Below are 21521 nucleotides of genomic sequence, written 5' to 3'. Positions count from 1 at the left end.
CACACATGCATGCCCCCGGCAGTGACCACAAAGATCACCGCCGCTGACCTATTCAATCATTCGCGGGGCCGGAAGTAGCCTACTCCCGCGGGAAGTTTACTTTGAGCGAGAGCTGGGCACGCAGGTCGTAGCCGTCATCACCGCTGACGTCTTCGCGCTCTCCCCAGATCAGTTCGCCGCCTATCATCACACCGCTGGTGGGATAGTGCAGCAGATTCACCTGGGCGATCTGGCCCTGCTCGAACTCGTTGCCCGCCTGGCCCTTGGTGGTATCGAGCTTGGTTGTGCTCCAGCCCACCGATGAGGACCACTTGTCGCTCCAGTAGTGGTCATAGTAGGCAACGACACCCAGCAGTGGCACGGCCTCGGCGCTATTGCCCTGCAGATTGGCTGTCTTCGGCGCGAGGTCGACCCCGCCATCGTTCATATAGTTACCGATACCCTCCCCATAGACCAACTGCAACTTCAGCTTGTCCTTACCGAAGGTATTGATCACCGTGCTGGCATTCACACCCCAGCCAAATTCATGATCCCTGGCGCCGGTATCGAGCCGCTCATAACCCAGCTTGCGTGCCATCCCGGCCAGCTGCCAGTGACCCCAGTCGTTGTTATTGCGGTAGCGTACTGACAGATCGGGGATATCGTTGTACTTCCTGAAGACATCATCGAGCACCGAGTCACAGTTCTCCACGTCACCGCTGGTGCACTCATCGCGGAACTTGCCCACGGTGAGCGCGGTATCAGGGTTTTCCAGGGCAATGGCGAAGACATCGTCACCCATGGGTACGGTGTAGCGCACTTGCTGGTTACGGTAGAACACCATCCCGGTAGGCCCCCAGTAGTCGATGGTGTTGGGGAAAACATCGGCATCCATAAAGTTGGACCAGTACTGACCTATGCCTACGTTGTTCCAGGTTGCCCACGCGTGACGCAGGCGCGGGGTGGTCTGCCCGGCATCGCCGCCGGTGCCGAACAGCTCCGCCTCCAGCAACGCCGTTACTTTCCCGGCGGGGGTGTCGTAGTCGGCGGCAAAGCCCAGCCGCGACTGGCGCACACTGAACACGAAATCACCGTCTTCGCCGAACTGGCCATCCTGGGTAGGAATGGTGCTCACGCGCAGGGTGTCGGCCCAGTCCGGGTCCACCCGCTTGAAGTCGTAGATGGCGTCCGCCATCACAAAGCCATAAATGTCGAAACCCCGGGCAACTTCCTGTTCCCTGGCCACGACCACCGGCGACTCTGATTCCAGCTCTGGCTGGATGGACTGCTGGGTCAGTGTTTGCTCTGGCTTACCCGACTTTAACTGCTGCAACTCCTGCTGCATCAGTTGCAGCACTTCCTGCTGCTGCTTTAGCTGGCGCTCCAGTTGCTGGATGCGCTCGGCTTCAGTCGCCGCGCTGGTGGGCATGGATAGCACGGCGGCCGCAACGGCGGCAGACAGGACAAAGTTGCGTTTGAGCATTTTGGATTCCCCGGGGAGTGATAGCGCAATGGCCTTGGTAATGCCCTCAATATAATAGGGCGACGGGGCGACAGCAACTCAGCAGCCACTTTCATATTGGCAGCATACGCGGCAATCAGTCGAGCAGTTCGGGCTGCTCGGCAATGATCACATCGTACAGGGGCTGGAAGCTGAACCAGCCCGCCAGTGGTGAACCTACTGTTTCACGGGTCTGCAGGGCAATCTCATGGGGTATGGAGATAGGCGAGCCGGCCGCCTCGGCCAACAGCTGTGCCTGGCAGCTGCGCTCCATGGTGATAAACCACCAGGCGGCAGCATCCAGGGTTTCACCAACAGTGATCAGGCCATGGTTCTGCAAAATGGCGCCCTTGCTGTCGCCCAGCGCGGCGGCAATGCGCTCGCCCTCGGTGTTATCCAGCACCACGCCGGAGAAGTCGTCGAACAAAACATGGCTCTCGTAAAAGGCGCAGGCATCCTGGGTCAGCGGATCCAGGGTCTTGCCCAGGGATGAAAACGCCTTGCCATAGACCGAATGGGAATGCGCGGCGGCGGTGATCGCCGGATTGGACATGTGGATCTGCGAATGAATGGTAAAGGCCGCACCATTGAGCAGGCCCGCACCTTCCACTACTTCACCCCCATGACTGACCAACAGCAGGTCGGACACGCACATCTGCTTGAAGGAACGGCCCATGGGGTTCACCCAGAAGTGGTCGGTGAGCTCCGGGTCTCGAACGGTGATATGCCCCGCCACGCCCTCGTCGAAACCGAACTTGCCGAACAGGCGCAGTGCGGCTGCCAACTTCTGTTTGCGGTCCTTGCGGATCTCTTCATTGCTCTGCTCTGAAGGCAGGATGCCCTCTGCGGCGTCCATGTTCATGACGATCTCGTTGGCTGCGTCGCTCATTTTCTTCACCTCAATTGATTTAGTGTTTTTACGTTTATACTGCGGCGATGGCTCAACGAGACATCACCGCCAAAATCTTGCCCTGGTTGCAGCGCTGGGGCCTTGCCGACCTGGCCCAGGGCGACCCATGGCTGCACAGCATGGCCCTGCGGTCGTTTGCTGTCGATGACTTCCTGGTGCGCAGTGGCGACACCGACGACACCCTGTACCTGATCAACAGCGGCCTGGTACGCCTGTTTTACCTTACTCCCGACGGCAGGGAACGCAACAAGGCGTTCTACCGCAGTGGCCAGGTAACGGGTCCGGTGAGCGCCGCTTTGACGGCTTCCCCCGCGCCTTTCTCCATCCAGTGCATGGAGCCGGTAGAAAGCATCTGCTTCTCCTACCGCGCGTTCACTGCGGCGGCAAACCGCGTGGCCGGCATCAATGCCCTGCAACAACAGCTGCTGGCGGACGCCTTCGTGCGCAACGAACAGCGCGAGGCCATGCTACTGACCTGCAATGCCGAACAACGCTACCAGTGGCTGCTGGACAACGAGGCAGACCTGGTCGGGCGGATCGCACAGTTTCATATCGCGTCCTACCTGGGCATTGACGCGGTGTCACTCTCCAGGCTGAAACGTAAGCATAGGCAATGAAAACCAATCGGGCATTAACATATGTTAAGCGCCCCCGCACAAGGAAAAACCGTGAACACATTACCGCAGCCGGGTATTTACCGGCACTACAAGGGCCATGAATACCGCGTTTACGAGGTGGCCACCCACTCGGAAACAGAAGAGTTGCTGGTGATCTACCGACCGCTCTACGGGGAACAGGCGCTGTGGGCGCGTCCGCTGGCAATGTGGGCGGAACAGGTGCAGTGGCAGGACCAGTCAGTGCCGCGCTTTGAGTGGGTCAGACAGGAGTAACACTAGTCCCGGAAGCGGTCAGCGGGCGTGTGCTCAGTGGCCGGCAGCAGCTTGAGCAGGCCGCGTATCAGCTCCGTGTCGCGGCTCTGCCACGCCCAGAGGCAGATTGGCGCCACCGAGGGCACAATCAGCACGTTGAGCTGGTAGAACAGCGCGATCACCGTGCCATTGGGCACGAACACGCCCGGCTGTTCCATAAACTGGCCACCCAGGTTGATCATCAGCTCCTTCATGCAGACGCTGAGGATGCCAACCAGAATCAGCGGATACAGTACCAATACCCCACTGACAAAACTGATCACTCCTCGCTTGCCGGGCGTAGCGAAGTACAGCGTGGCATAGAACGGCAGGGAGTAAGACAGAATGCCGGGGTTGATGGCAAAGGCGAGCCGGTATTCAGACTGACCCGGTGGCACCGGCCTGCCGTTCAACTCCCCGAACTGCGTCATCAGTACCACGTCCTTGCCATGGAACACCACGCCATCAACTATCTGCGGATAGGCGGTGTGCAGGATCATGTCGGCCAGTCCCACCGCGGGCATGGCAATGGCCCCCGCGGCCAGCGTCCACAGCGCAAAGCAGGGCAGGATCAGCGCGAACGCAAACAGCAGAAACTGGCGCAGGTTGTGGTCAGGTGGCAGGGGCATGTGCCGCCTCCGGCGCGGAATTCGCCAGGTAGCGCAGGTAAAGGATAAACACCACCAGCACGTCGAGCATTATCAGTGCAGGCCAGAGATACAGATGCACCCAGGAGAAAATATCGAGATCCCAGTCGCCCAGGTAAAACAAGGTGATGATGCGCACGATGTTGAGCGCCTGAATCGCCAGAAACCCCAGCAAAATAGCCGAGATACGCGCCTTCCAGCTCGCCGGATAAGCAACCACCGCGGCCAACAGCACAATGGTTGCCTCGACGCCATTACAACCCGCCTCAATGGAGACGGCGAAGCCGCTGTCGCGAAACTGCAGTACTTTGCCAAAGGCAATAACGGTGTCGTCGAAGGGCGCGATCAGCGCGGCGCTGATCTTCGCCAACAGCGATGTGAACGGCACAATCACGTGTTCCTGTACCGGGTTGAGCATCTCCACCGAGAACAACGCAACCAGCACGACAGAAAAGGTAATGACAAAACGTTTCAACAGAAGGGCCCCGATCTACAACAGAACTTATGGTAGCACGGAGAGGCTCAAAAACTCACCGCCGAGTGAGGCTGGAAGAACTGTTCCAGCATCTCACGCTGCTCCATGGCGTCGTGGTAGCCGCAGGCGATGAGGTCGCGGCAGAAGCCACCTTCAAACAGCAGGTAACTGGCCAGGCTTGTGCCCCCGCCCTGGGGGGTGGCGCCGGTAATATTAAGTACCGTGCGCATCGCCCGGGGCAGGCTGCCGATATGCCGGGACACCAGTTGGTCAATCTCAATGGACGGGTTGATACAAAGAAAATCCACCAGTCGCAGTGCCCCCGTATCGGCATAGGGGGCCTCGTTCTGCACCATACCCACCAGTTCGTTGATACGGGTGAGGTGGTCCATGTCGTTTTCCAGGGCGTCAATGAATGCGCTGTTAAAAACGTGGCCCACCATCTTTGCCAACGAGGGTGAGTGGCTCTCGTGATGCACCTCCGGGGGCCGGTCCGGATTACCGCTCACCCCGACCACCATTACGCGCTGGGCGCCCAGGTGCAGTGCGGGGCTGATCGGCGAGACCTGGCGCAGGGCACCGTCGCCGTAATAGCTGTTGCCGATACGCGTGGCCGGCAAAATCGTGGGAATGGCCGAAGAGGCCAACAGGTGCTCCACGGACAGTTGCGTGGGCACTCCCCGGCGCCGGGCACGCTGCCAGGGCTGCAGGGCCGAACCCTCGATATCGCTCTGGTAAAACGTCACCGACTCGCCACTGCTGTAGCTGGAGGCAGTCACACCAATGGCGTCGAGGTAGCCACCGCGCAGGCGCCTTTCCAGTCCACTGAAATCAATAGCACCTTCCAGCAGGGCAGCCAGCGGCGCGGTGTCCAGCAGCGACAGCGGCGCACGCACGCCTGTACCGCGATGAAACAGGGAGACCAGCAGCCGGAAGACACTGCGCAACAGGTCCCGGTAACCGGCCCGGTACACCTGGTCGACGCTGAGGTTACTCCAGAGGTACTCCACCTTTTTCACCGCCAGGCGGAAATTGTTTGCCGAGGCACCCAGCGCCACCGCATTGATCGCCCCCGCGGAGGTGCCGGTGATGATAGAGAACGGGTTGTGCGCGCGCTTGGGCAACACTTCGGCTGCGGCCTTGAGCACCCCCACCTGGTAGGCGGCGCGGGCGCCGCCACCGGTGAGAACCAGGGCGGTACGATCGGATGTGGGCAGGTGGGGTGGTGTCATGCCTCCATTTTTACTGGAAGTTATAGCCGATTGCCAGACCGTATGTTCGCGGTTCCAGGGTAAATACGTTGGTAAACAGGCCTGAAGAGGCGCTGGACAGGAACTGACCGACGAAATGGTTATCGTCGGCGATGTTCTTCACGTAGGCGCGCAGGTACCAGCTCTCGTCCGGAGACACCAGGTTGGCCTGGGCATTCCAGATATCCCAGGCATCAATTTTATCCACCTCTCGATTGTAGAGGCGCGTGTACATCTCGTCCTGCCAGTAATAGTCCACGCGCAGCGACAGGCCATAGTCCCCGGGCAGGCTGGCGTTGTACTGCCCTCCCAGGCTCATGGACCACTCGGGTGAATTGAGTAACTGGTTGCCGTCGAGATCCTCGAGCACGCCATCGGTCACCGGCAGGCCCTGCTCCAGCAAGCCACGACAGCTGTTGACCTGTCCGCCCACGCCTGCATCAGCAAACTCCTCGGGTGACAATGACACCACGCAGTTGGTGGCCTGGGTGTTGTCCTTGATCAGGGTAACGTCGTCGCGCCCTCCCGTGGGGTCGCGGGGATCGACACTGGCAAAGTCTTTCACCTCAGTGTGCAGGTAAGAGGCATTGGCGTTGAACTGCCAGCGGGCGCTGGGCGCGAAGACGAACTCAGCCTCCAGACCGTAGATCTGGGCGTCCGTGTTTTCATTGAACGAGGTACGGTTAACAATTTTAGACGTTTGCATACCCTCATAGTCGTAGTAGAACGCCGAAAAATTGGCCTGCAGGGTGCTGTCCAGCAACGTGTTTTTTACGCCGACCTCCCAGGCATCGACGAACTCCGGGTCAAATGTCGCGGTCTGGCTGGGGAAGTCCACCGGGTCAAAGGGCGGGTTGAAGCCACCACCCTTGTAGCCACGGGACCAGGACAGGTAGGCCAGCGTATCGCCGTTGATGGCCCAGTCGAGCACCGCCCTGCCGGTCCACTCCTTCCACTCCTCACTGTCGTTGCGATAGGCCACGGGAATCGGCTGGTCTGCGCCCAGCGGCTGCAGCAGGCGCTCTCCGGTTTCTGCGTCCTCGTTGAGCAGTATCTGCCGGTCGCTGATACCCTTGGTATCGATATTGTAGCGTGCGCCCAGGGTGATCTTGAGTTCGGGCGTCAGTTCATAGTAAACCTCACCAAACAAGGCTTCGGACTCAATGGTGAACTGCTCGGTGTCGGTATTGAACTGCGGGCCCACCCAGCCAAAGCCGTCCTGGAAGCCCACCGAGCCGGCCACCGCCGCCACATAATCAAAGCCGTTGGCGATCACCCAGTAGTCGTCCTGCATGTCCACTTCCATCCAGAAGCCGCCGACCAGGAAATTGAAAGGCCCGTCGTAGTCAGACTGCAGGCGCAGTTCGATCGACGACTGGTCCGTGTCGCGGTCAGACTGGTCGAAGGACTCCAGGCCCTGGGGCGTGTAGGCAATATTGCCACCCACCGAGCCGGTCGCATTTCTGGAGGGCGCAGACAACGGTAGTCCCTCACTGAACAAGGTGGCATAGGTTTCCGGGGCAATGAACTCAAGCGCCGCAGGAATGTCGATGGGGCGGCCCACATTCCAGGTGTAATCCATGCGCGAAAGCACGGTAGTTTCCTGGTAGCCCGCCACCAAGGCCACTGTGTAATCGCCTATCTCGTGCTCTATATCCAGGGTGACCAGCGTCTCGTCGGCTTTATAGACAGGGTCAAAGTCGGCGAAAACCTTGCGCAGGTCACGCGGTTCTTCACCGGGGTTGTTGGAGCCAAAGGGGAACAGGCCCAGGGGCCCCAGCAGCGCATCCGAGGCAAGAATATTGGACAGTTGTGCACTGGGATTAGGCTTTTCAAAAGCCAGCCGGTCCGGCAGGCAGCCCAGCAACCCTGAAGGGTCGTTGGCGCACATTTGCTTCTGGCTGCGGCTGCGGGTGCTGTCCTCGTCGAAGTAGGAGAACATCAGGTCTGCCGTGGTGTTCTCGCCCGTCCAGTTGAACGAGGCACGCAGGGAATACTGGTCTCGTCCATCGATATCATTCCCGGTAAACAGATTCTCGGTATAGCCGTCGCGCTCCAGCCAGAGGCCGGCGAAGCGGGCGGCAAAATTATCCCCCAGGGGCACGTTTATATAACCTATGACCTTTTTGTGATCGTAGTTGCCGTACTGGCCTTCCAGGTTGCCTTCCAGCGCGTCGACGTGGGCGGTCCTAGTGATCATATTGACGGCACCGCCGGTGGAGTTGCGGCCATAAAGCGTACCCTGCGGTCCGCGCAATACCGCCACCTGGGCCACATCGTAATACTCGGTCTCAAACAGGCGCGGGGAGAAAATCGGCACTTCGTTGACGTGAATACCGACACCGGAATCGGCAGATGCCGCGACCAGGTTGGTGCCCACGCCACGGATCTGGAAGTTGTTTCCAGTGAAGTTGCCTTTGGTGTAATTGACGTTGGGCGCACTGAAGCGCATGTCCCCAAAGCCCACAATCTGGCGCTCGCGCATCGCCTCTTCATCGAAAGCGGTGATGGCAATAGGCACGTCCTGCACCGATTCGCTGCGCTTCTGGGCGGTAACGATGACTTCTTCCAGCTGAGCAAAACCCGGCAAAGGGGCGAGGAAACAGGCGGCAACAGCACATACCAGGAAACGCTTACGCCCCGGGAACACAGTACTCATGGCAACTCCTTCATTATTGATTTTATGTAAGCAGCGTCAATACTGTGGCACAGTGACAGCAGAAATTCATCACCCTGAACACGGTTTTTGGGAACCAGGCGAGAATTGCAGTGCGGCGCAGTCTATACAAACCTCTGGGAGTCACCTTCCTTGCCCTGGGCGCAGCGGGGATCGTGTTACCGGTTCTACCCACCACACCCTTTGTGTTGCTGGCAGCCTGGTTCTTTGCCCGCTCCTCCGAACAGTGGCACCAGCGCCTGCTGGACAGCGAGCTGTTCGGACCGATGATCCACAACTGGGAAGAGAGACGATGCGTATCCCTGCGCGCCAAGTGCGTAGGCATTGGTTCCATGGCCGCGGCGGGCACCGCGTCGATTGTCTTTGCCCTCAGCAATCCCTGGGCCCGCGCCGGCACCGCACTGCTGATGCTCATCGGTGCGCTGGTGCTGGGCTCGATAAAAACCTGCCCCGCAACCACGTGTGCCTGCGAAGAAGACGCTACAGAGAACGACTCACCAGAATGATCTCCGGGTCATCGGGGCTGCGCAGGGCACTGAAACCCATACGTTTACACATACGCAGCATGCGCGGGTTTTGCGCCAGCACTTCACCCATCATGGTATCCAGGCCGCGCTCGCGTGCCACATGCATCAGTCGCTCCATCAGCTTCGGTCCCACCCCGCGCTTCTGCCAGGCATCGGCGACGGTAAGCGCGAACTCGCAGGAGTTGCCGTCCGGGTTGATCACGTAGCGGGCAACGCCGAGAAACGTCTGCCCCCCGTCCTGCCCTGGCGCGATCGCCACCAGCGCCATTTCCCGGTCGTAATCAATCTGGGTGAAACGCGCGAGCATGTCCGGCGTCAGCTTGTCCAGGCCATGCATGAAGCGGAAGTACCTGGACTGCGCCGACAGGTTACTGACAAAGTCCTGTTCCTTACGCGCATCCTCCGGACGAATGGGACGCACCAGTACTTCGGAGCCGTCCGCGAGCATCATCAGGCTTTCCAGGTTTGCCGGGTAGGGGTGAATCGCCATATGCCCGTAACGCACGGTACTGCTCGCCGGCGCTTTCACGGTAATACGCGCGCCAATGGCGATCACCCCCTCCTCGTCTACCAGCAGCGGATTGATGTCCAGCGTATTGATACTCGGCAGTTCGCAGGCAATTTCGGAGACTCGCTGCAGCACCTCTGAAAGTTTGCCCAGGTCCGCCTCGGGGTAGCTGCGGAACTGGCGCAGGAATCGCGCGGCATCGGTCCTGTCGATCAATTCGCGGCTGAGGAAGTCGTTCAGCGGCGGCAGGGCAACCTGGGTTTCGCCGGAGAGCATTTCGATGGCAGTACCGGCGGCGCCCAGGTGAATGACCGGCCCGAACACCGGGTCCCGGGATATACCGATCATCAGCTCCCGCGCATGCGGCCTGTCGATCATCGGTTCGATACACACACCCTGCAGCCGTGCATCGGGCATACGCTCTGCGACGTCCCGAATCAGTTCCTCAAAGGCAGTAAAAATGGAGCGCGACTCACGGATGTTCAGGCGTACGCCGCCGACGTCTGACTTGTGCAGGATATCCGGGGAGTTGATCTTCATCGCCACAGGCAGGCCAACGTTTTCCGCGGCCACCAGTGCATCCACAGCATTGTCCGCGTTGCTGCTGGGTAACACGGGTATGTTGAAGGCGCGCAGCACAGCCTTGGACTCGGCCAGCGTAAGAATCTCACGGCGCTCGGCCAGGGCGTGATCAACAATGGTCTGCGCGGCGTAGACGTCCGGCCGGTGGTTCTCCGCCAGGGGTTCGGGCACCTGCAACAGGGCGGTCTGGTTACGGCGGTAGCTGGCGAGATAACCAAAGGCATCGACACCGCCCTCTGGCGCGATGAAATGCGGAATGCCGGCGTCCACCAGCAATTTACGGCCGGAAGCGACCAGCCGCTCGCCCATCCACGACGTCAGTACCGGTTTGCGCGCACCCTGTGCGCCGTCGATCACACCCTGCGCACAGGCAGCCGGATCGGTGAAGCCCTGGGGGGTACACAATACCAGCAAACCGTCGACGTTCTTGTCCGCCAGGATGATTTCAGTGGCGGCGCGATACCGCTCGCCATCGGCGTCGCCGAGGATATCCACAGGATCACAGTGTGACCAGTGCCCGGGCAATACAGCAGACAAGGCGGCAACGGTCTCAGCGGTGAGCTCCGCCAGCGGTACCCCCTGACTGCCCGCCCAGTCCGCTGCCATCACTCCGGGACCGCCGCCGTTGGTCAGCACAGCCAGGCGCGAACCCTTTACCCGGGCACCCGTGGCCAGAATCGTCGCCGCTGCAATCAGCTGACTCACCACGGTGACACGCACGGCACCGGCGCGACGTATAGCGGCGTCGAATACCGCGTCGCTGCCCAGCGGCGTATGGATATGCGCCAGCGCGGCGCGCTCCCCCGCCTCGTTACGGCCGGACTTGATCACCGCCACCGGCTTGAGACGCGCGGCAGCGCGCAGCCCGCTGAGAAACAGGCGCGCGTCGGTGATGCGCTCAACGTAAAGCAGGATACTGTGGGTGTGGGGGTCCTGGGCCAGGTAATCCAGCACGTCGCCCATTTTTACCGCCGAGGTCGCACCCAGTGACGCCACCGCGGAGAAGCCAAAGCCATTGCTGTCGGCCCAGTCCAGCAGCGATGCGCAGAAAGCGCCCGATTGGGTTACCAGTGCCACCTTGCCCGGTGCCACCGGGCTGCGTGCCGAGGAGACATTCAGCTTGTTGGCTGGACGCACGATGCCCAGGCAGCGCGGCCCCACTAACGCAATCTCGCATCCGCGTGCAATTTCCACCAGCTCGTTCTGCAGTGCCAGCCCGCTTTCCTGGGTTTCGCTAAAGCCGCCGGAAAGCACAATTGCAGCGGCAATTTTGTGCTCGCCGCACTGGCGCAGCAGCGCTGGCTGGGTCGCAGCCCGCGCGGCTATAACCGCCAGCTCCACCGGCTCGTCTATGGCCGCCACAGAGGCAAAAACAGGTACCCCGCAGGCTTCCTCGCAGTCCGGCATCACCGCGAAGACCTTGCCCTGGTATCCGCTCTCACGCAAATTGCGCAATACCTGCATGCCGATACCGCAGTAGTCGCCATCACAGACAACGACTACCGAGGCTGGCCCGAATACGCTTTCAAGATAGTGCTTTCTCATAGAGTGAGTCAGTCTGCGACGGACGACGTCGCCGGGTTATGATCCAGCGCAAAGTATAAGCACAATTTGGTGTCACCTGTTGCACGCCCCCGGAGCAAGAGGCAAGATCACTGAAAACGGAGTACACGCATGAGCATCGGCTACATCACGCACCACCAGTGCCAGCTGCACGACATGGGTTCCTACCACCCGGAGCAGCCGGCGCGCCTGGCCGCCATCAATGACCGGCTGATCGCCACCGGGCTGGATATGGCCCTGCGCCAGTATGACGCCCTGCCGGCCGCCCGCGAAAAGTTACTGCCGGCGCATGGCGCTGACTACATCGCGACGGTTTATCGCAAGTCGCCAGAGCACGGGCAGGTTTCACTGGACGACGATACCAGCATGAACCCGTTCACCCTGCAGGCCGCACTGCTCGCAGCCGGCGCGGTAATACAGGCTGTGGACATGGTCATGTCCGGTGAGGTCGACCAGGTATTCTGCGCCGTACGCCCGCCCGGGCATCACGCGGAACGCAGCAGGGCCATGGGCTTCTGCCTGTTCAATAACATTGCCGTGGGGGCTTACCACGCAGTGGAGCATCATGGTCTGGAACGGGTCGCCATTGTCGACTTTGACGTACACCACGGCAATGGCACAGAGGATATCGTCAGCGGCGATGAGCGCTTCCTGTTCTGCTCCACATTCCAACACCCCTTCTACCCGCACAGCGCGCATGCTGAGCCTGCGCAGAATATCGTCAACGTACCGCTGCCCGCAGGAAGCTCGGGCGCTGAATTTCGCGCCGCCGTGAGCGAACACTGGCTGCCGCGACTGGCCGCATTCAAACCGCAGTTGGTCATGGTCTCCGCCGGCTTCGACGCCCACCAGGCGGACCCGCTGGCGGACTTCAACCTGGTGGATGACGACTTCGCCTGGGTGACCCGACGACTGTGTGAACAGGCAGAGCAAAGTGCCGGGGGTAGACTGGTCTCCTCACTGGAGGGCGGCTATGACCTGCACGCCCTGGCCCGTTGTGTGGAAGCACACCTGAAAGCAATGCTGGGCGAGCGCTAGAAGTGTGACAGCCTGGGTTTGAGCAACGCCGGCCCGAGCACGGTGGACAACAGCACCACCAGCACCAGCGCGCTGTAGGTGTTGGGCAGGAAAATGCCGTGGGCAAAAGCAAACGCGGCGAATACCAGCCCTACCTCACCGCGCGGGATCATACCAAAACCGATACCCAGCCGATCGAAGCCCTCGCCTTTCACCAGGAATCCGGAGAAGCCCTTGGATACAATCGCCACGACAGTGAGAAAGACGATTGTGGCCAGCATCTTCGGGTCCAACAGCACCTCCAGTTGCACCAGGGCGCCGATACCCACGAAGAATATGGTGATGAGGATATCGCTGATGGGTCGTATCAGTTCCTCCAGGGTGTGCTTCTGCAGCGTGTCGCCCACCCGGAAGTCCACATCGTCCAGCAGCAGGCCGGCGACGAAGGCGCCGATCAGCGGTGCCAGGCCGGCGAAGGCGGCGATCTGGGCAACGCCCAGTGCCAGACAGAAGGCGAAACCGGTCCAGATGCTGGCGTGCTTGGTGAGAGCGACCATCTGCACGATTTCGGGCATCAGCTTCTGGCCGACAAACAGCGCGCCGGCGAAAAACAGCAGCGCCTTGCCGATAATCAGGAACAGATCCGTGTAAGCAAATTCTCCGCTGACCGCCACGCTGGCAAGCACCGCAAGCAGCAGGATGCCCATCACATCATCGATCACAGCGGCGCCGAGAATCACCTCAGCAGACTGCGATTTGATCAGCCCGTGCGACGCCAGCAACTTTGCGGTGATGCCCACGGAAGTCGCCGCGAGCATGGCGCCGACAAACCAACCCTGCAAACCGCCGTTAATGCCCAGCAAGGCACTGGCGCCCAGCCCCATCGTCACGGGTAGCACGACACCGGCGCAGGCAACTGCGGTGGCATTGCGCCCCACCCGCAACAGGTCTTTCATGTCCGACTCCAGGCCGACCAGGAACAGCAGGAGCACCAACGCCAGCTCCGACGAGTAAGTCATGAACTGGCTCTCGCGCAGCAGCGCCGAGAAGTTGAAATCAATACCCACCACGGCAAGGTTGCCCAGCAGGATACCGGCACAGATTTCGCCCACCAGTTCGGGCATGCCCATGCGCTCAAACAGCAGGCCGGAGATGTCGGCCAGGGTAATCATCAGGATCAGGGCGAGTGACGTCCGCGTGAACTCCTCGCTGGCACCACTGGCCCAGACGGCCGAAGGCAGCAGGGCCGCGGCCACCAGAAGCCACATTATGCGTTTTCCCCGGGTCAAGATGGTCCTCCCTCCCTGTCGTGCTGATTCCCCACCGTGTTGGCTGCATGCTAACACGCAGGGACAGTCTTTGACCCGGCCCTGTTCAGGGTCGGAAACCCTGCTGTGTGAAGCGTACCGAAGGCGCCGGGCCAGATCCACGCGATCAATACTTTACCGAATTGTCACTTGCGACAAACGTGCACAGATGTATACTTTTGTCGACTGTATTGATTCTGGAGCAGAACATGGCCGAGGCCGCCGCAGCATTGCCCCCCGTGGCAGAGATTTTTAATCCGAATTCACAGGCCTATATGACCGACCCGGTTCCCCAGTGCCTGGCGCTGGCCGAACGCGGACGCCTGGTCTGGTACGAGCCCTGGCAGGCGTGGATCATGACCCGCATGGAAGACATCATGCAGTGCTGGAAAGAAGAACCCCTGTCCTCCGACTTCTATGATTGGGAATTCGCCCCGCAACGTCCGCCCGCTGACGAATGGAGCAATTTTGAGCGCGCCATGATCGGCCACAGCCTGCTGGCGGACCATGACCATCACCGCCTGGTGCGCCGGGTCACGGCACCGGCCTTCTCGCGCAACGTCGTGGACAATATCCAGGCCAAGATCGAGCCGGAAGTGAAGAAATTGTTCGACCAGTTGGGTGAGCCCGAGACCTTTGACTACATTGAGGAAATCGCCAACCACATTCCGTTCATCTCCATCACCCGTATGGTGGGCATCCCGGAAAAGTACTGGCCACAGATCAAGCAGGTGATCCTTACTTTCACCGAGACCTGGAACCCGACCATCTCCGACGAACAGCGCGAGGCCGCCCGACAGGACTCCAATCGCGCCATCGACATCATCAAGGAAGTGATTGCCGAGCGCCGCGAAACCCCGGAGCAGGACGATTTCCTCTCCACTCTTCTGCGTATCGAGTCCGAGAATGAGGGTTTTGAAGAAGGCGACATCATCACCCTGATTCTGGCGCTGATCGGTGCCGGGGCCGACACCACGCTGGTCGCCCAGCAATGGTCGGTCTATGCGCTGCTGAAAAACAAGGACCAGATAGACAAGGCCCTGGCCACCCCGGAAGCCTTCGCCAATGCCTTCAGCGAAATAAACCGCTGGGGGGTTTCCTCAAAGATGGGCTTTGCCCGTTACGCGCCCCGCGATATGGAGTTCATGGGCGAACAACTGCGCAAGGGCGTGATGGTACTGATGATGCCCCACCTTAAGGACCACAACCCGGAGTACTACGAAAACCCGGAGACCTTCGATGTAGAACGCGTTTTCGACCCGGACGTGATGTTTGGTTACGGCCCACGCTATTGCATTGGAGCAGCACTGGCCAAGCGCCAACTGTACCTGACCATCTCCGAGCTATACCGACGCTTCCCCAATGTGGAGCTGGCCGAGGAACCCGAGCGCGATCCTGGGGACCACAATGCCGTGGTATTCAAGCGCCTGCTGCTGCGCACCAACTGCAAATAAGGTCAACCGGGGCTAGATCCAGATCATAGCCCCCATTTCGAAGCGATGACTCTGGGCCTCGTTGTAGGGATACATGCGCAGCTTGTAGTACTGCAGCCCGGCGAGTTTCGCCTCCAGGTCGATACCAAACAGCGTGGCGCCGTTCTCCTCACCCATGGCTGACAGCTCTGCTATCTGCTCCACTTTGAACTCATCGCCCGCAACCTCCCGGCCCAGCAGGCACTCCAGTTTCACGTCACCGGCGGCCAGGCCATTGAGGTGGCCATGCACGCGCAACATGAGCCGATCATCGTGAAACAGGTGAGCCGAAGGCTGCACCTGCAACTCCATGCGCACTCCTGCCCAGGACTCGCGCACCCGCTGCTTCCACGCCGCCAGTTCACGGGCCAGGGATGCGCCGTTGGCTTCCAGTTTGCGCCGCTGGTCCCGGGCCGGCGCGTAGAAGTCGCGCACGTAATCACGAACCATGCGCTGGGCATTGAAGCGGGGAATAGTCGATTTCATCGACGCTTTTGACAGCGTGACCCACTGGTGAGAGTAGCCGGAACCATCGCGCTGGTAGTAAGTGGGAATCACCTCATGCTCAATGATGTTGAGCAGGTCATTCCCCTCCTCCTGCTGGCGCTGCTCATGGCCAAAGTGCTCATCCCGTGGGGTAATACCCCAGCCGTTATCGCCGGTGTAGCCCTCATCCCACCAGCCATCGAGCACGCTGAGATTGACGGCGCCGTTGAGACCGGCCTTCTGGCCGGAGGTGCCACTGGCTTCCAGCGGATACTCGGGAGTATTGAGCCACACGTCTACGCCGGTGACCATGGACCGGGCCAGCGCCATATCGTAACCCTCCAGCAAAAATATCTTGCCGATAAAGTCAGGGTGTACCGAGTAGTCATGAATAAGCTTGATCAACTGCTGCCCGGGATGGTCGCTTGGATGCGCCTTACCGGCAAAGACGATAATGGCGGGACGCTCGGCATTGCCGAGAATGCGCGCCAGGCGCTGCGGGTCGGAAAATAACATCCCCGCGCGCTTGTAGGTGGCAAAACGGCGAGCAAACCCCATCACCAGCACGTCGTTGTCGTCGTCAACTAAATGGCGGGTCATACGCCGCACCACCGCATCGCTGGTTCCGTTGCGCTGCTGCTGGGCCACCAGTGTGTCCTGCACGCGCTGCAACAGCTGCTGCTTCAGCGCCTTGTGAATACTCCAGTAGTGGTAATCGGGAATATCCTCCAGGCGTTGCCAGTAATCCTCGTTGAGCAGTTCATTGCGCCAGTCATCCAGGCGCAGGTCGAACAGGCTGATCCATTCTCGCGCGAGGAAGGTCTGCAGGTGTACGCCGTTGGTCACGTGGCGGATGGGGTTTTCCTGGTGCGGAATCTGCGGCCAGATACTCTGTTCCATCTCCGCCGCGACGCGGCCGTGAACGCGACTGACACCGTTATGGAACCGGGTGCAGCGCAGGGCGAGGCTGGTCATGTTAAAACCATCGCCTGAGTTCAGGCCCAGAGCGTACAGTTTGTCGAAGTCCATCCCCAGCGCGCTGGCCATGGGTTGCAGGTATTTCACCATGAGGTGATGGTCGAAGATATCGTGGCCCGCCGGCACCGGTGTGTGCGTGGTGAAGACGGTACCCGCCGCCACCAGCTCCATGGCGCTGTCGTAATCCATGCCTTCATTCATGCGATAGGCGCAGCGCTCCAGCAGCTGGAATGCGGCGTGTCCCTCGTTAATATGCCAGACGGTCGGGCGCACTCCCAGTTTCCGTAGCGCGCGCACACCACCGACACCCAGCACCAGTTCCTGCTGCAGGCGCATCTCCCTGTCGCCGCCGTAAAGCTGGTTGGTGATAAGCCGGTCCTGCGCTGTGTTGCCGGGTATATTGGTGTCGAGTAGATAGAGCTTGATATGCCCGGCCTGGGCGGTCCATACCTGAGCCCTGAGTGTGCGCCCGGGGAACTCGATTTCCAGAGTGAGATGCTGGCCGGACTCGGTCAGTGTTGGCACCACCGGCAGATCGTGCGGGTGTGAACGGGTGTAGGACACCTGCTGGTGACCCTGGCCATCGATGGTCTGGGTGAAATAGCCGGCCTGGTAAAGCAGGCCGACGGCCACAAAGGGTAGACCCAGGTCACCCGCCGCTTTGCAGTGGTCGCCGGCAAGAATACCCAGGCCACCCGAGTAGATGGGAAAACTCTCGTGAAAGCCGAACTCCAGGCAGAAGTAGGCGATCAGGTCCTCCGAAGGATCGAGGATCTCGGCCAGCTCAGGGTGCACCCGGTGTTCCCGGTAGGCGTCATAAGCCGCCATCACCCGCCGGTAGTCCTCCATATAGGAGCGGTCTGAGGCAGCATCGTCCAGTCGATCCTGGGCCACCCGGCGAAGGAACACTTTCGGGTTGTGACCGCAACCGTCCCACAATTCCCTATCGAGGCGGTGATAGAGTGAACGAATGGAGCGATCCCAGCTGTACACGAGATCATTGGCAACCTCGCTGAGACGGTTGAGCTCCGCTGGAATACGGGGCTGCACCTCAAGGGGAAAACGCGTACCGGGCATAGTGAATCCTCAACTAGGCATCAAGGCCATAAAGCGATAGGTAATTGCGCGCGCTGTTCTGCCAGGAAAAATCCTGGGCCATCGCGGTTCGCTGCATCTTGCGCCAGACCTCGCGGTCTGGCCATAGCTGCAGCGCGCATTGTAATGCGCTCCACAGTGACTGGGAATCGGGTTCGACAAAAACAAAGCCGGTGGCCGTGCCCCTGGCAAGATTCTCCGCGCTGGCGTGGGTCACCGTATCTGCCAGGCCGCCGACTGCCCTGACCAGGGGCAGGGTGCCATAGCGAAGGCTATACATCTGGTTTAATCCGCAGGGTTCAAACAGGGACGGCATCAGGAATACGTCTGCCGCAGCCTCAATACGATGCGCCAGCGTTTCATTGTAAGACAGCTTGACCGCCATGCTGTGCGGATGACGCTCGGCCAACTGCGCCAGGGCCAGCTCCAGCGAGCTATCGCCGGTGCCCAGTACCACCAGGCGAACGGGCAACGCTAACAGCTCATCCAGCAGCGGCAGCAACAGGCCCAGCCCTTTCTGCTCGGCCAGGCGACCAACAAAACCAAACAAGGGCAGGTCATCGCCCGCATCGAGACCCAGGTCCTGTAACAGGGCCTGCTTGTTCACCTGTTTATCATCCAGGCTGTCGCGATCGTAGTTCTGTACCAGCAGCGGATCGCTGCCCGGGTCCCAGACCTGCTCATCGATACCGTTGAGAATACCGACGAGGTGATCACGACGATGGCTCAGCAGGCCTTCCAGGCCCAGACCCCCGGGGCTCTCACAGATTTCTTTCGCATAGGTGGGACTGACCGCAGTAATCCAGTCAGCGTAACCAAGGCCGCCCTTGATGAAACACAGCTGGTCATAGAACTCCAGGCCGCCGCCTGTCCACAAGTGCTCGGGAAGCTGCAGGCGGTCAAAGGTCAGGCGGTCAAACATGCCCATGTGAGCGAGGTTATGAATGGTAAATACCGTGCGCGGTCGCTTCTCGTGCTGGTGCGTCAGCGCGATGGCGGGGCCAGTGTGCCAGTCGTTGCAGTGCAATACATCGGGCAGCCACTCCAGCGGGGTATCGCCACAGGCGAGAGCTGCGGCCAATCGCGACAACAGCATAAAGCGTTCGGCGTTGTCCACCCAGGCCACTCCCTGGGCATCGTGATAGGGATTACCCGGGCGCTCACTGAACAGTGGGTGGCACAGCAGCCAGGTGGTCACGCCGCTACCTGGCAACTGCGTTTCCACGATGCTGACGTCGCCACCGGTGAGTGCAACCCGGGCGACCTCTCTGGCACTGTCCAGTTTTTCCAGCACGTCCTGATACCCGGGCAGCAGGATGCGCACGTCCACGCCCATCCCCTGCAGCACCGCTGGCAGGCTACCCGCGACGTCCGCCAGACCACCGGTTTTAACCAGTGGATACACTTCACTGGCGACGAACAACAATCGGCCACGATCAGACATCGGCCGCCTCCAGTTGCAGCACTATGCCCGCCATGGGCGGCAGGGTTAAGACCAGTGAGCAGGGCCGTCCCATCCAGCTGCTGGGCTCGCTGACAATGCGCTGGCCATTACTCACATCGCTGCCCTCGTAGTACCGCGAGTCGGAGTTGAGCACTTCCCGGTAAACCCCGCCCACCGGCGCGCCCACCCGGTAGTTCTGCCGCACCACCGGCGTGAAGTTAAGTACCACTAACAGGAAGCGGTCCTCATCCCGGCGCAGGTAGGCCAGCACCGACTGGGTGGCGTCGTTGCAGTCGATCCACTCAAAACCCTGCGGTGAAAAATTGAAACGGTGCAGTGGGGTGAGCTCCCGATACAGCATGTTGAGGTCACGCACCAGTTGCTGAACACCCCGGTGCGGGGCTTTCTCAACCAGCGACCAGTCCAGCTGCTCGCGGTGGCGCCACTCCAGCGGGTCAGCCAGTTCGCAGCCCATAAACAGCAGCTTGGCTCCCGGATAAGTGAACATGTAGAGATACAGCAGGCGCAGATTGGCGAAGCGCTGCCAGTCGTCCCCGGGCATGCGGCCCAGCAAGGAACGTTTGCCGTGTACGACCTCGTCATGAGAAAAAGGCAGCATGAAGTTCTCGCTGAACGCGTACATCAGGCCAAAGGTCAGCTGGTCGTGGTGATACTGGCGGTATATCGGCGGCTGCGCCATGTAGTTCAGTGAGTCGTGCATCCAACCCATATTCCACTTCATGGAAAAGCCCAGGCCCCCCACCCAGGTAGGGCGCGTAACCTGTGGCCAGGCGGTGGATTCCTCTGCGATGGTCAGGGTGCCGGGGTGCGCGCCATGGGTAAGCGTGTTCAGCTCACGGAGGAAGTCGATCGCGTCGAGATTCTCGTTACCCCCGTATTGGTTGGGCTCCCAATCGCCATCCTCACGGGAATAGTCCAGGTAGAGCATGGAGGCCACTGCATCCACGCGCAGGCCGTCCAGGTGAAATTCCTCAAGCCAGTAATTGGCGCTGGCCAGCAGGAAGTTGCGTACTTCGCGGCGACCGTAATTGAAAATCAGCGTGCCCCAGTCGGCGTGCTCGCCCCGGCGCGGGTCAGCGTGTTCGTATAGCGCGGTGCCGTCGAAACGCGCCAGGCCGTGGGCGTCACGGGGGAAGTGCGCGGGCACCCAGTCCAGAATCACGCCGATGCCTCGACTGTGCAGGTGATCGATAAAAAAGCGAAAGTCGTCAGGCGTACCGAAACGCGCTGTCGGCGCAAAGTAGCCGGTGGGCTGATAGCCCCAGGAATCATCGAAGGGATACTCGGTGACCGGCAACAGCTCAGCGTGGGTAAAGCCCATGGCCTCAAGGTAATCGGCCAGCTCGGGGGCGATCTCACGGTAGTTGAGCACCGCATTGTCCTCTCCACGCCGCCAGGAGGCCAGCTGCAACTCATAGACAGAAACCGGAGCGCTCTGCCAGTCCCAGTTTGCCCGGCGTTGCAGCCAGTCATCGTCACTCCAGCGGAATTCACTGGGCGGCTGCACCACCGACGCCGTGGCCGGGCGCAATTCGAAGGCGTTGCCGAATGGGTCTGCCTTGAGGTGCAGGCCCGAGTCATGGCCACGAATCTCAAACTTGTAATTTGCCGCTGAAGGCAGGCCGGGAATGAACAATTCCCACACCCCACTGCCGCCGCGCACGCGCATGGGGTGCGCCAGGCCGTGCCAGGCGTTGAAGTCCCCCACCACGCTCACCCTGTCGGCATTGGGCGCCCAGGTCGCAAAACGCACGCCCTCAACCCCCTCGTGTCGGCAGCAGTGGGCGCCGAGGATACGGTACAGGTGCTGGTGCCTGCCCTCGGCAAACAGGTGCAGGTCGAGGTCACCGATCAGTGGCTTGAAGCGATAGGGGTCATCAAATTCACGCCACTGCCCGGCACCATCGCTGCTACGCAGGCGATATGAGGGCAGCGAGGATGCACTGATACTGGCGGAAAACAGATCCGTGTCCGGCAGGCGCTTCATGGCCACCTTCTCATCGGCCAGCACCACTTCCATGGCCGCTGCGCCTGGCGCTATTGCCTTCACATGCCAGAACTTGCCGCGCCGGTGACAACCCAGCACTTCAAAGGGGTCGTGATGCCTCCCAGCCAGAAGTCGTTGAACACTGTCACTGATTGTCCGCCTTTGACTTACCATTCCAATCCGTTTG

16 protein-coding genes are annotated in these 21521 nt (G+C 60.5%); 5 read left to right on the top strand and 11 right to left on the bottom strand.

Translation table 11 applies throughout. The features are described 5' to 3' along the window. Window positions 1–79: 79 nt before the first annotated feature. Both C0039_RS12320 and C0039_RS12315 read right to left on the bottom strand, forming a co-directional pair. Complete coding sequence (locus C0039_RS12320) at window positions 80–1462, bottom strand: DcaP family trimeric outer membrane transporter (protein WP_101518210.1); 1383 nt, start codon at window positions 1460–1462, stop codon at window positions 80–82. A 115-nt stretch (window positions 1463–1577) separates the two neighbouring features. Continuing rightward, window positions 1578–2369, bottom strand: a complete 792-nt coding sequence (locus C0039_RS12315; RefSeq protein ID WP_101518209.1) for a class II aldolase/adducin family protein — start codon at window positions 2367–2369, stop codon at window positions 1578–1580. Between the two features lie 47 nt (window positions 2370–2416). Between C0039_RS12315 and C0039_RS12310 the strand changes: the two genes are divergently transcribed. Further along, window positions 2417–3007, top strand: coding sequence for a Crp/Fnr family transcriptional regulator (locus C0039_RS12310; protein ID WP_076000291.1), 591 nt, complete (start codon window positions 2417–2419; stop codon window positions 3005–3007). 51 nt (window positions 3008–3058) lie between these two features. After that, window positions 3059–3280 (top strand): DUF1653 domain-containing protein, encoded by a 222-nt coding sequence (locus C0039_RS12305; RefSeq protein WP_243391608.1) that lies wholly within the window; start codon window positions 3059–3061, stop codon window positions 3278–3280. Window positions 3281–3282: 2 nt separating this feature from the next. On the opposite strand, the gene C0039_RS12300 is transcribed toward C0039_RS12305, so the two are convergent. From C0039_RS12300 to C0039_RS12285, 4 genes are read right to left on the bottom strand one after another with little or no spacing between them, the layout of a single operon-like run. Then, complete coding sequence (locus C0039_RS12300; RefSeq protein WP_101518207.1) at window positions 3283–3927, bottom strand: exosortase H-associated membrane protein; 645 nt, start codon at window positions 3925–3927, stop codon at window positions 3283–3285. Continuing rightward, the gene (gene xrtH, locus C0039_RS12295; protein ID WP_076000288.1) at window positions 3911–4420 is read right to left on the bottom strand and encodes an exosortase H; all 510 of its coding nucleotides are present in this window, start codon (window positions 4418–4420) and stop codon (window positions 3911–3913) included. Before xrtH ends, C0039_RS12300 begins: the two co-directional genes overlap by 17 nt. 47 nt (window positions 4421–4467) lie before the next feature. Next, a complete protein-coding gene (locus C0039_RS12290; RefSeq protein ID WP_076000287.1) occupies window positions 4468–5652 on the bottom strand; it encodes a patatin-like phospholipase family protein in 1185 nt (394 codons plus the stop codon). 10 nt (window positions 5653–5662) lie between these two features. Beyond that, window positions 5663–8329, bottom strand: a complete 2667-nt coding sequence (locus C0039_RS12285) for a TonB-dependent receptor (RefSeq protein ID WP_101518206.1) — start codon at window positions 8327–8329, stop codon at window positions 5663–5665. A 110-nt stretch (window positions 8330–8439) separates the two neighbouring features. On the opposite strand from C0039_RS12285, the gene C0039_RS12280 reads away from it, so the two are divergent. Then, window positions 8440–8853 (top strand): YbaN family protein, encoded by a 414-nt coding sequence (locus tag C0039_RS12280; RefSeq protein WP_076000285.1) that lies wholly within the window; start codon window positions 8440–8442, stop codon window positions 8851–8853. Here C0039_RS12280 and C0039_RS12275 read toward each other — a convergent pair. After that, window positions 8828–11509, bottom strand: a complete 2682-nt coding sequence (locus C0039_RS12275) for a bifunctional acetate--CoA ligase family protein/GNAT family N-acetyltransferase (RefSeq protein ID WP_101518204.1) — start codon at window positions 11507–11509, stop codon at window positions 8828–8830. The two genes, C0039_RS12280 and C0039_RS12275, sit on opposite strands and share 26 nt — an antisense overlap. Window positions 11510–11638: 129 nt before the next feature. On the opposite strand from C0039_RS12275, the gene C0039_RS12270 reads away from it, so the two are divergent. After that, on the top strand, window positions 11639–12565 hold the full coding sequence (locus tag C0039_RS12270) for a histone deacetylase family protein (protein ID WP_076000283.1): 927 nt from the start codon (window positions 11639–11641) through the stop codon (window positions 12563–12565). Here C0039_RS12270 and C0039_RS12265 read toward each other — a convergent pair. Next, a complete protein-coding gene (locus tag C0039_RS12265; protein WP_076000282.1) occupies window positions 12562–13812 on the bottom strand; it encodes a cation:proton antiporter in 1251 nt (416 codons plus the stop codon). The two genes, C0039_RS12270 and C0039_RS12265, sit on opposite strands and share 4 nt — an antisense overlap. Window positions 13813–14030: 218 nt before the next feature. Between C0039_RS12265 and C0039_RS12260 the strand changes: the two genes are divergently transcribed. Next, a complete protein-coding gene (locus tag C0039_RS12260; RefSeq protein WP_243391607.1) occupies window positions 14031–15305 on the top strand; it encodes a cytochrome P450 in 1275 nt (424 codons plus the stop codon). Between the two features lie 12 nt (window positions 15306–15317). Here the strand turns inward: C0039_RS12260 and glgP are convergent, their stop codons facing one another. Genes glgP through glgB form a run of 3 tightly spaced genes read right to left on the bottom strand, consistent with a single transcriptional unit; the run spans window position 15318 to window position 21508 of the window. Next, a complete protein-coding gene (gene glgP / locus C0039_RS12255; RefSeq protein WP_101518203.1) occupies window positions 15318–17864 on the bottom strand; it encodes an alpha-glucan family phosphorylase in 2547 nt (848 codons plus the stop codon). A gap of 13 nt (window positions 17865–17877) precedes the next feature. Further along, window positions 17878–19326 carry a glycogen synthase GlgA gene (gene glgA, locus C0039_RS12250; RefSeq protein ID WP_076000279.1) on the bottom strand — a complete coding sequence of 483 codons (1449 nt, stop codon included), beginning with the start codon at window positions 19324–19326 and terminating at the stop codon, window positions 17878–17880. Further along, window positions 19319–21508 carry a 1,4-alpha-glucan branching protein GlgB gene (gene glgB, locus C0039_RS12245; protein ID WP_101518202.1) on the bottom strand — a complete coding sequence of 730 codons (2190 nt, stop codon included), beginning with the start codon at window positions 21506–21508 and terminating at the stop codon, window positions 19319–19321. Before glgB ends, glgA begins: the two co-directional genes overlap by 8 nt. Window positions 21509–21521: the final 13 nt, after the last annotated feature.

The sequence above is a fragment of the Pseudohalioglobus lutimaris genome (assembly GCF_002866825.1).
In the GTDB taxonomy this organism is placed as follows: Bacteria; Pseudomonadota; Gammaproteobacteria; order Pseudomonadales; family Halieaceae; genus Halioglobus; species Halioglobus lutimaris.
This window is presented reverse-complemented; position numbering and strand designations above follow the sequence as displayed.

Coding starts and splice junctions, on each gene's coding strand:
- C0039_RS12320 (WP_101518210.1), bottom strand. CDS start 1,462: ATGCTCAAACGCAACTTTGTCCTGTCTGCCGCCGTTGCGGCCGCCGTG.
- C0039_RS12315 (WP_101518209.1), bottom strand. CDS start 2,369: ATGAGCGACGCAGCCAACGAGATCGTCATGAACATGGACGCCGCAGAG.
- C0039_RS12310 (WP_076000291.1), top strand. CDS start 2,417: ATGGCTCAACGAGACATCACCGCCAAAATCTTGCCCTGGTTGCAGCGC.
- C0039_RS12300 (WP_101518207.1), bottom strand. CDS start 3,927: ATGCCCCTGCCACCTGACCACAACCTGCGCCAGTTTCTGCTGTTTGCG.
- C0039_RS12290 (WP_076000287.1), bottom strand. CDS start 5,652: ATGACACCACCCCACCTGCCCACATCCGATCGTACCGCCCTGGTTCTC.
- C0039_RS12285 (WP_101518206.1), bottom strand. CDS start 8,329: ATGAGTACTGTGTTCCCGGGGCGTAAGCGTTTCCTGGTATGTGCTGTT.
- C0039_RS12275 (WP_101518204.1), bottom strand. CDS start 11,509: ATGAGAAAGCACTATCTTGAAAGCGTATTCGGGCCAGCCTCGGTAGTC.
- C0039_RS12270 (WP_076000283.1), top strand. CDS start 11,639: ATGAGCATCGGCTACATCACGCACCACCAGTGCCAGCTGCACGACATG.
- C0039_RS12265 (WP_076000282.1), bottom strand. CDS start 13,812: ATGTGGCTTCTGGTGGCCGCGGCCCTGCTGCCTTCGGCCGTCTGGGCC.
- glgP (WP_101518203.1), bottom strand. CDS start 17,864: ATGCCCGGTACGCGTTTTCCCCTTGAGGTGCAGCCCCGTATTCCAGCG.
- glgA (WP_076000279.1), bottom strand. CDS start 19,326: ATGTCTGATCGTGGCCGATTGTTGTTCGTCGCCAGTGAAGTGTATCCA.
- glgB (WP_101518202.1), bottom strand. CDS start 21,508: ATGGTAAGTCAAAGGCGGACAATCAGTGACAGTGTTCAACGACTTCTG.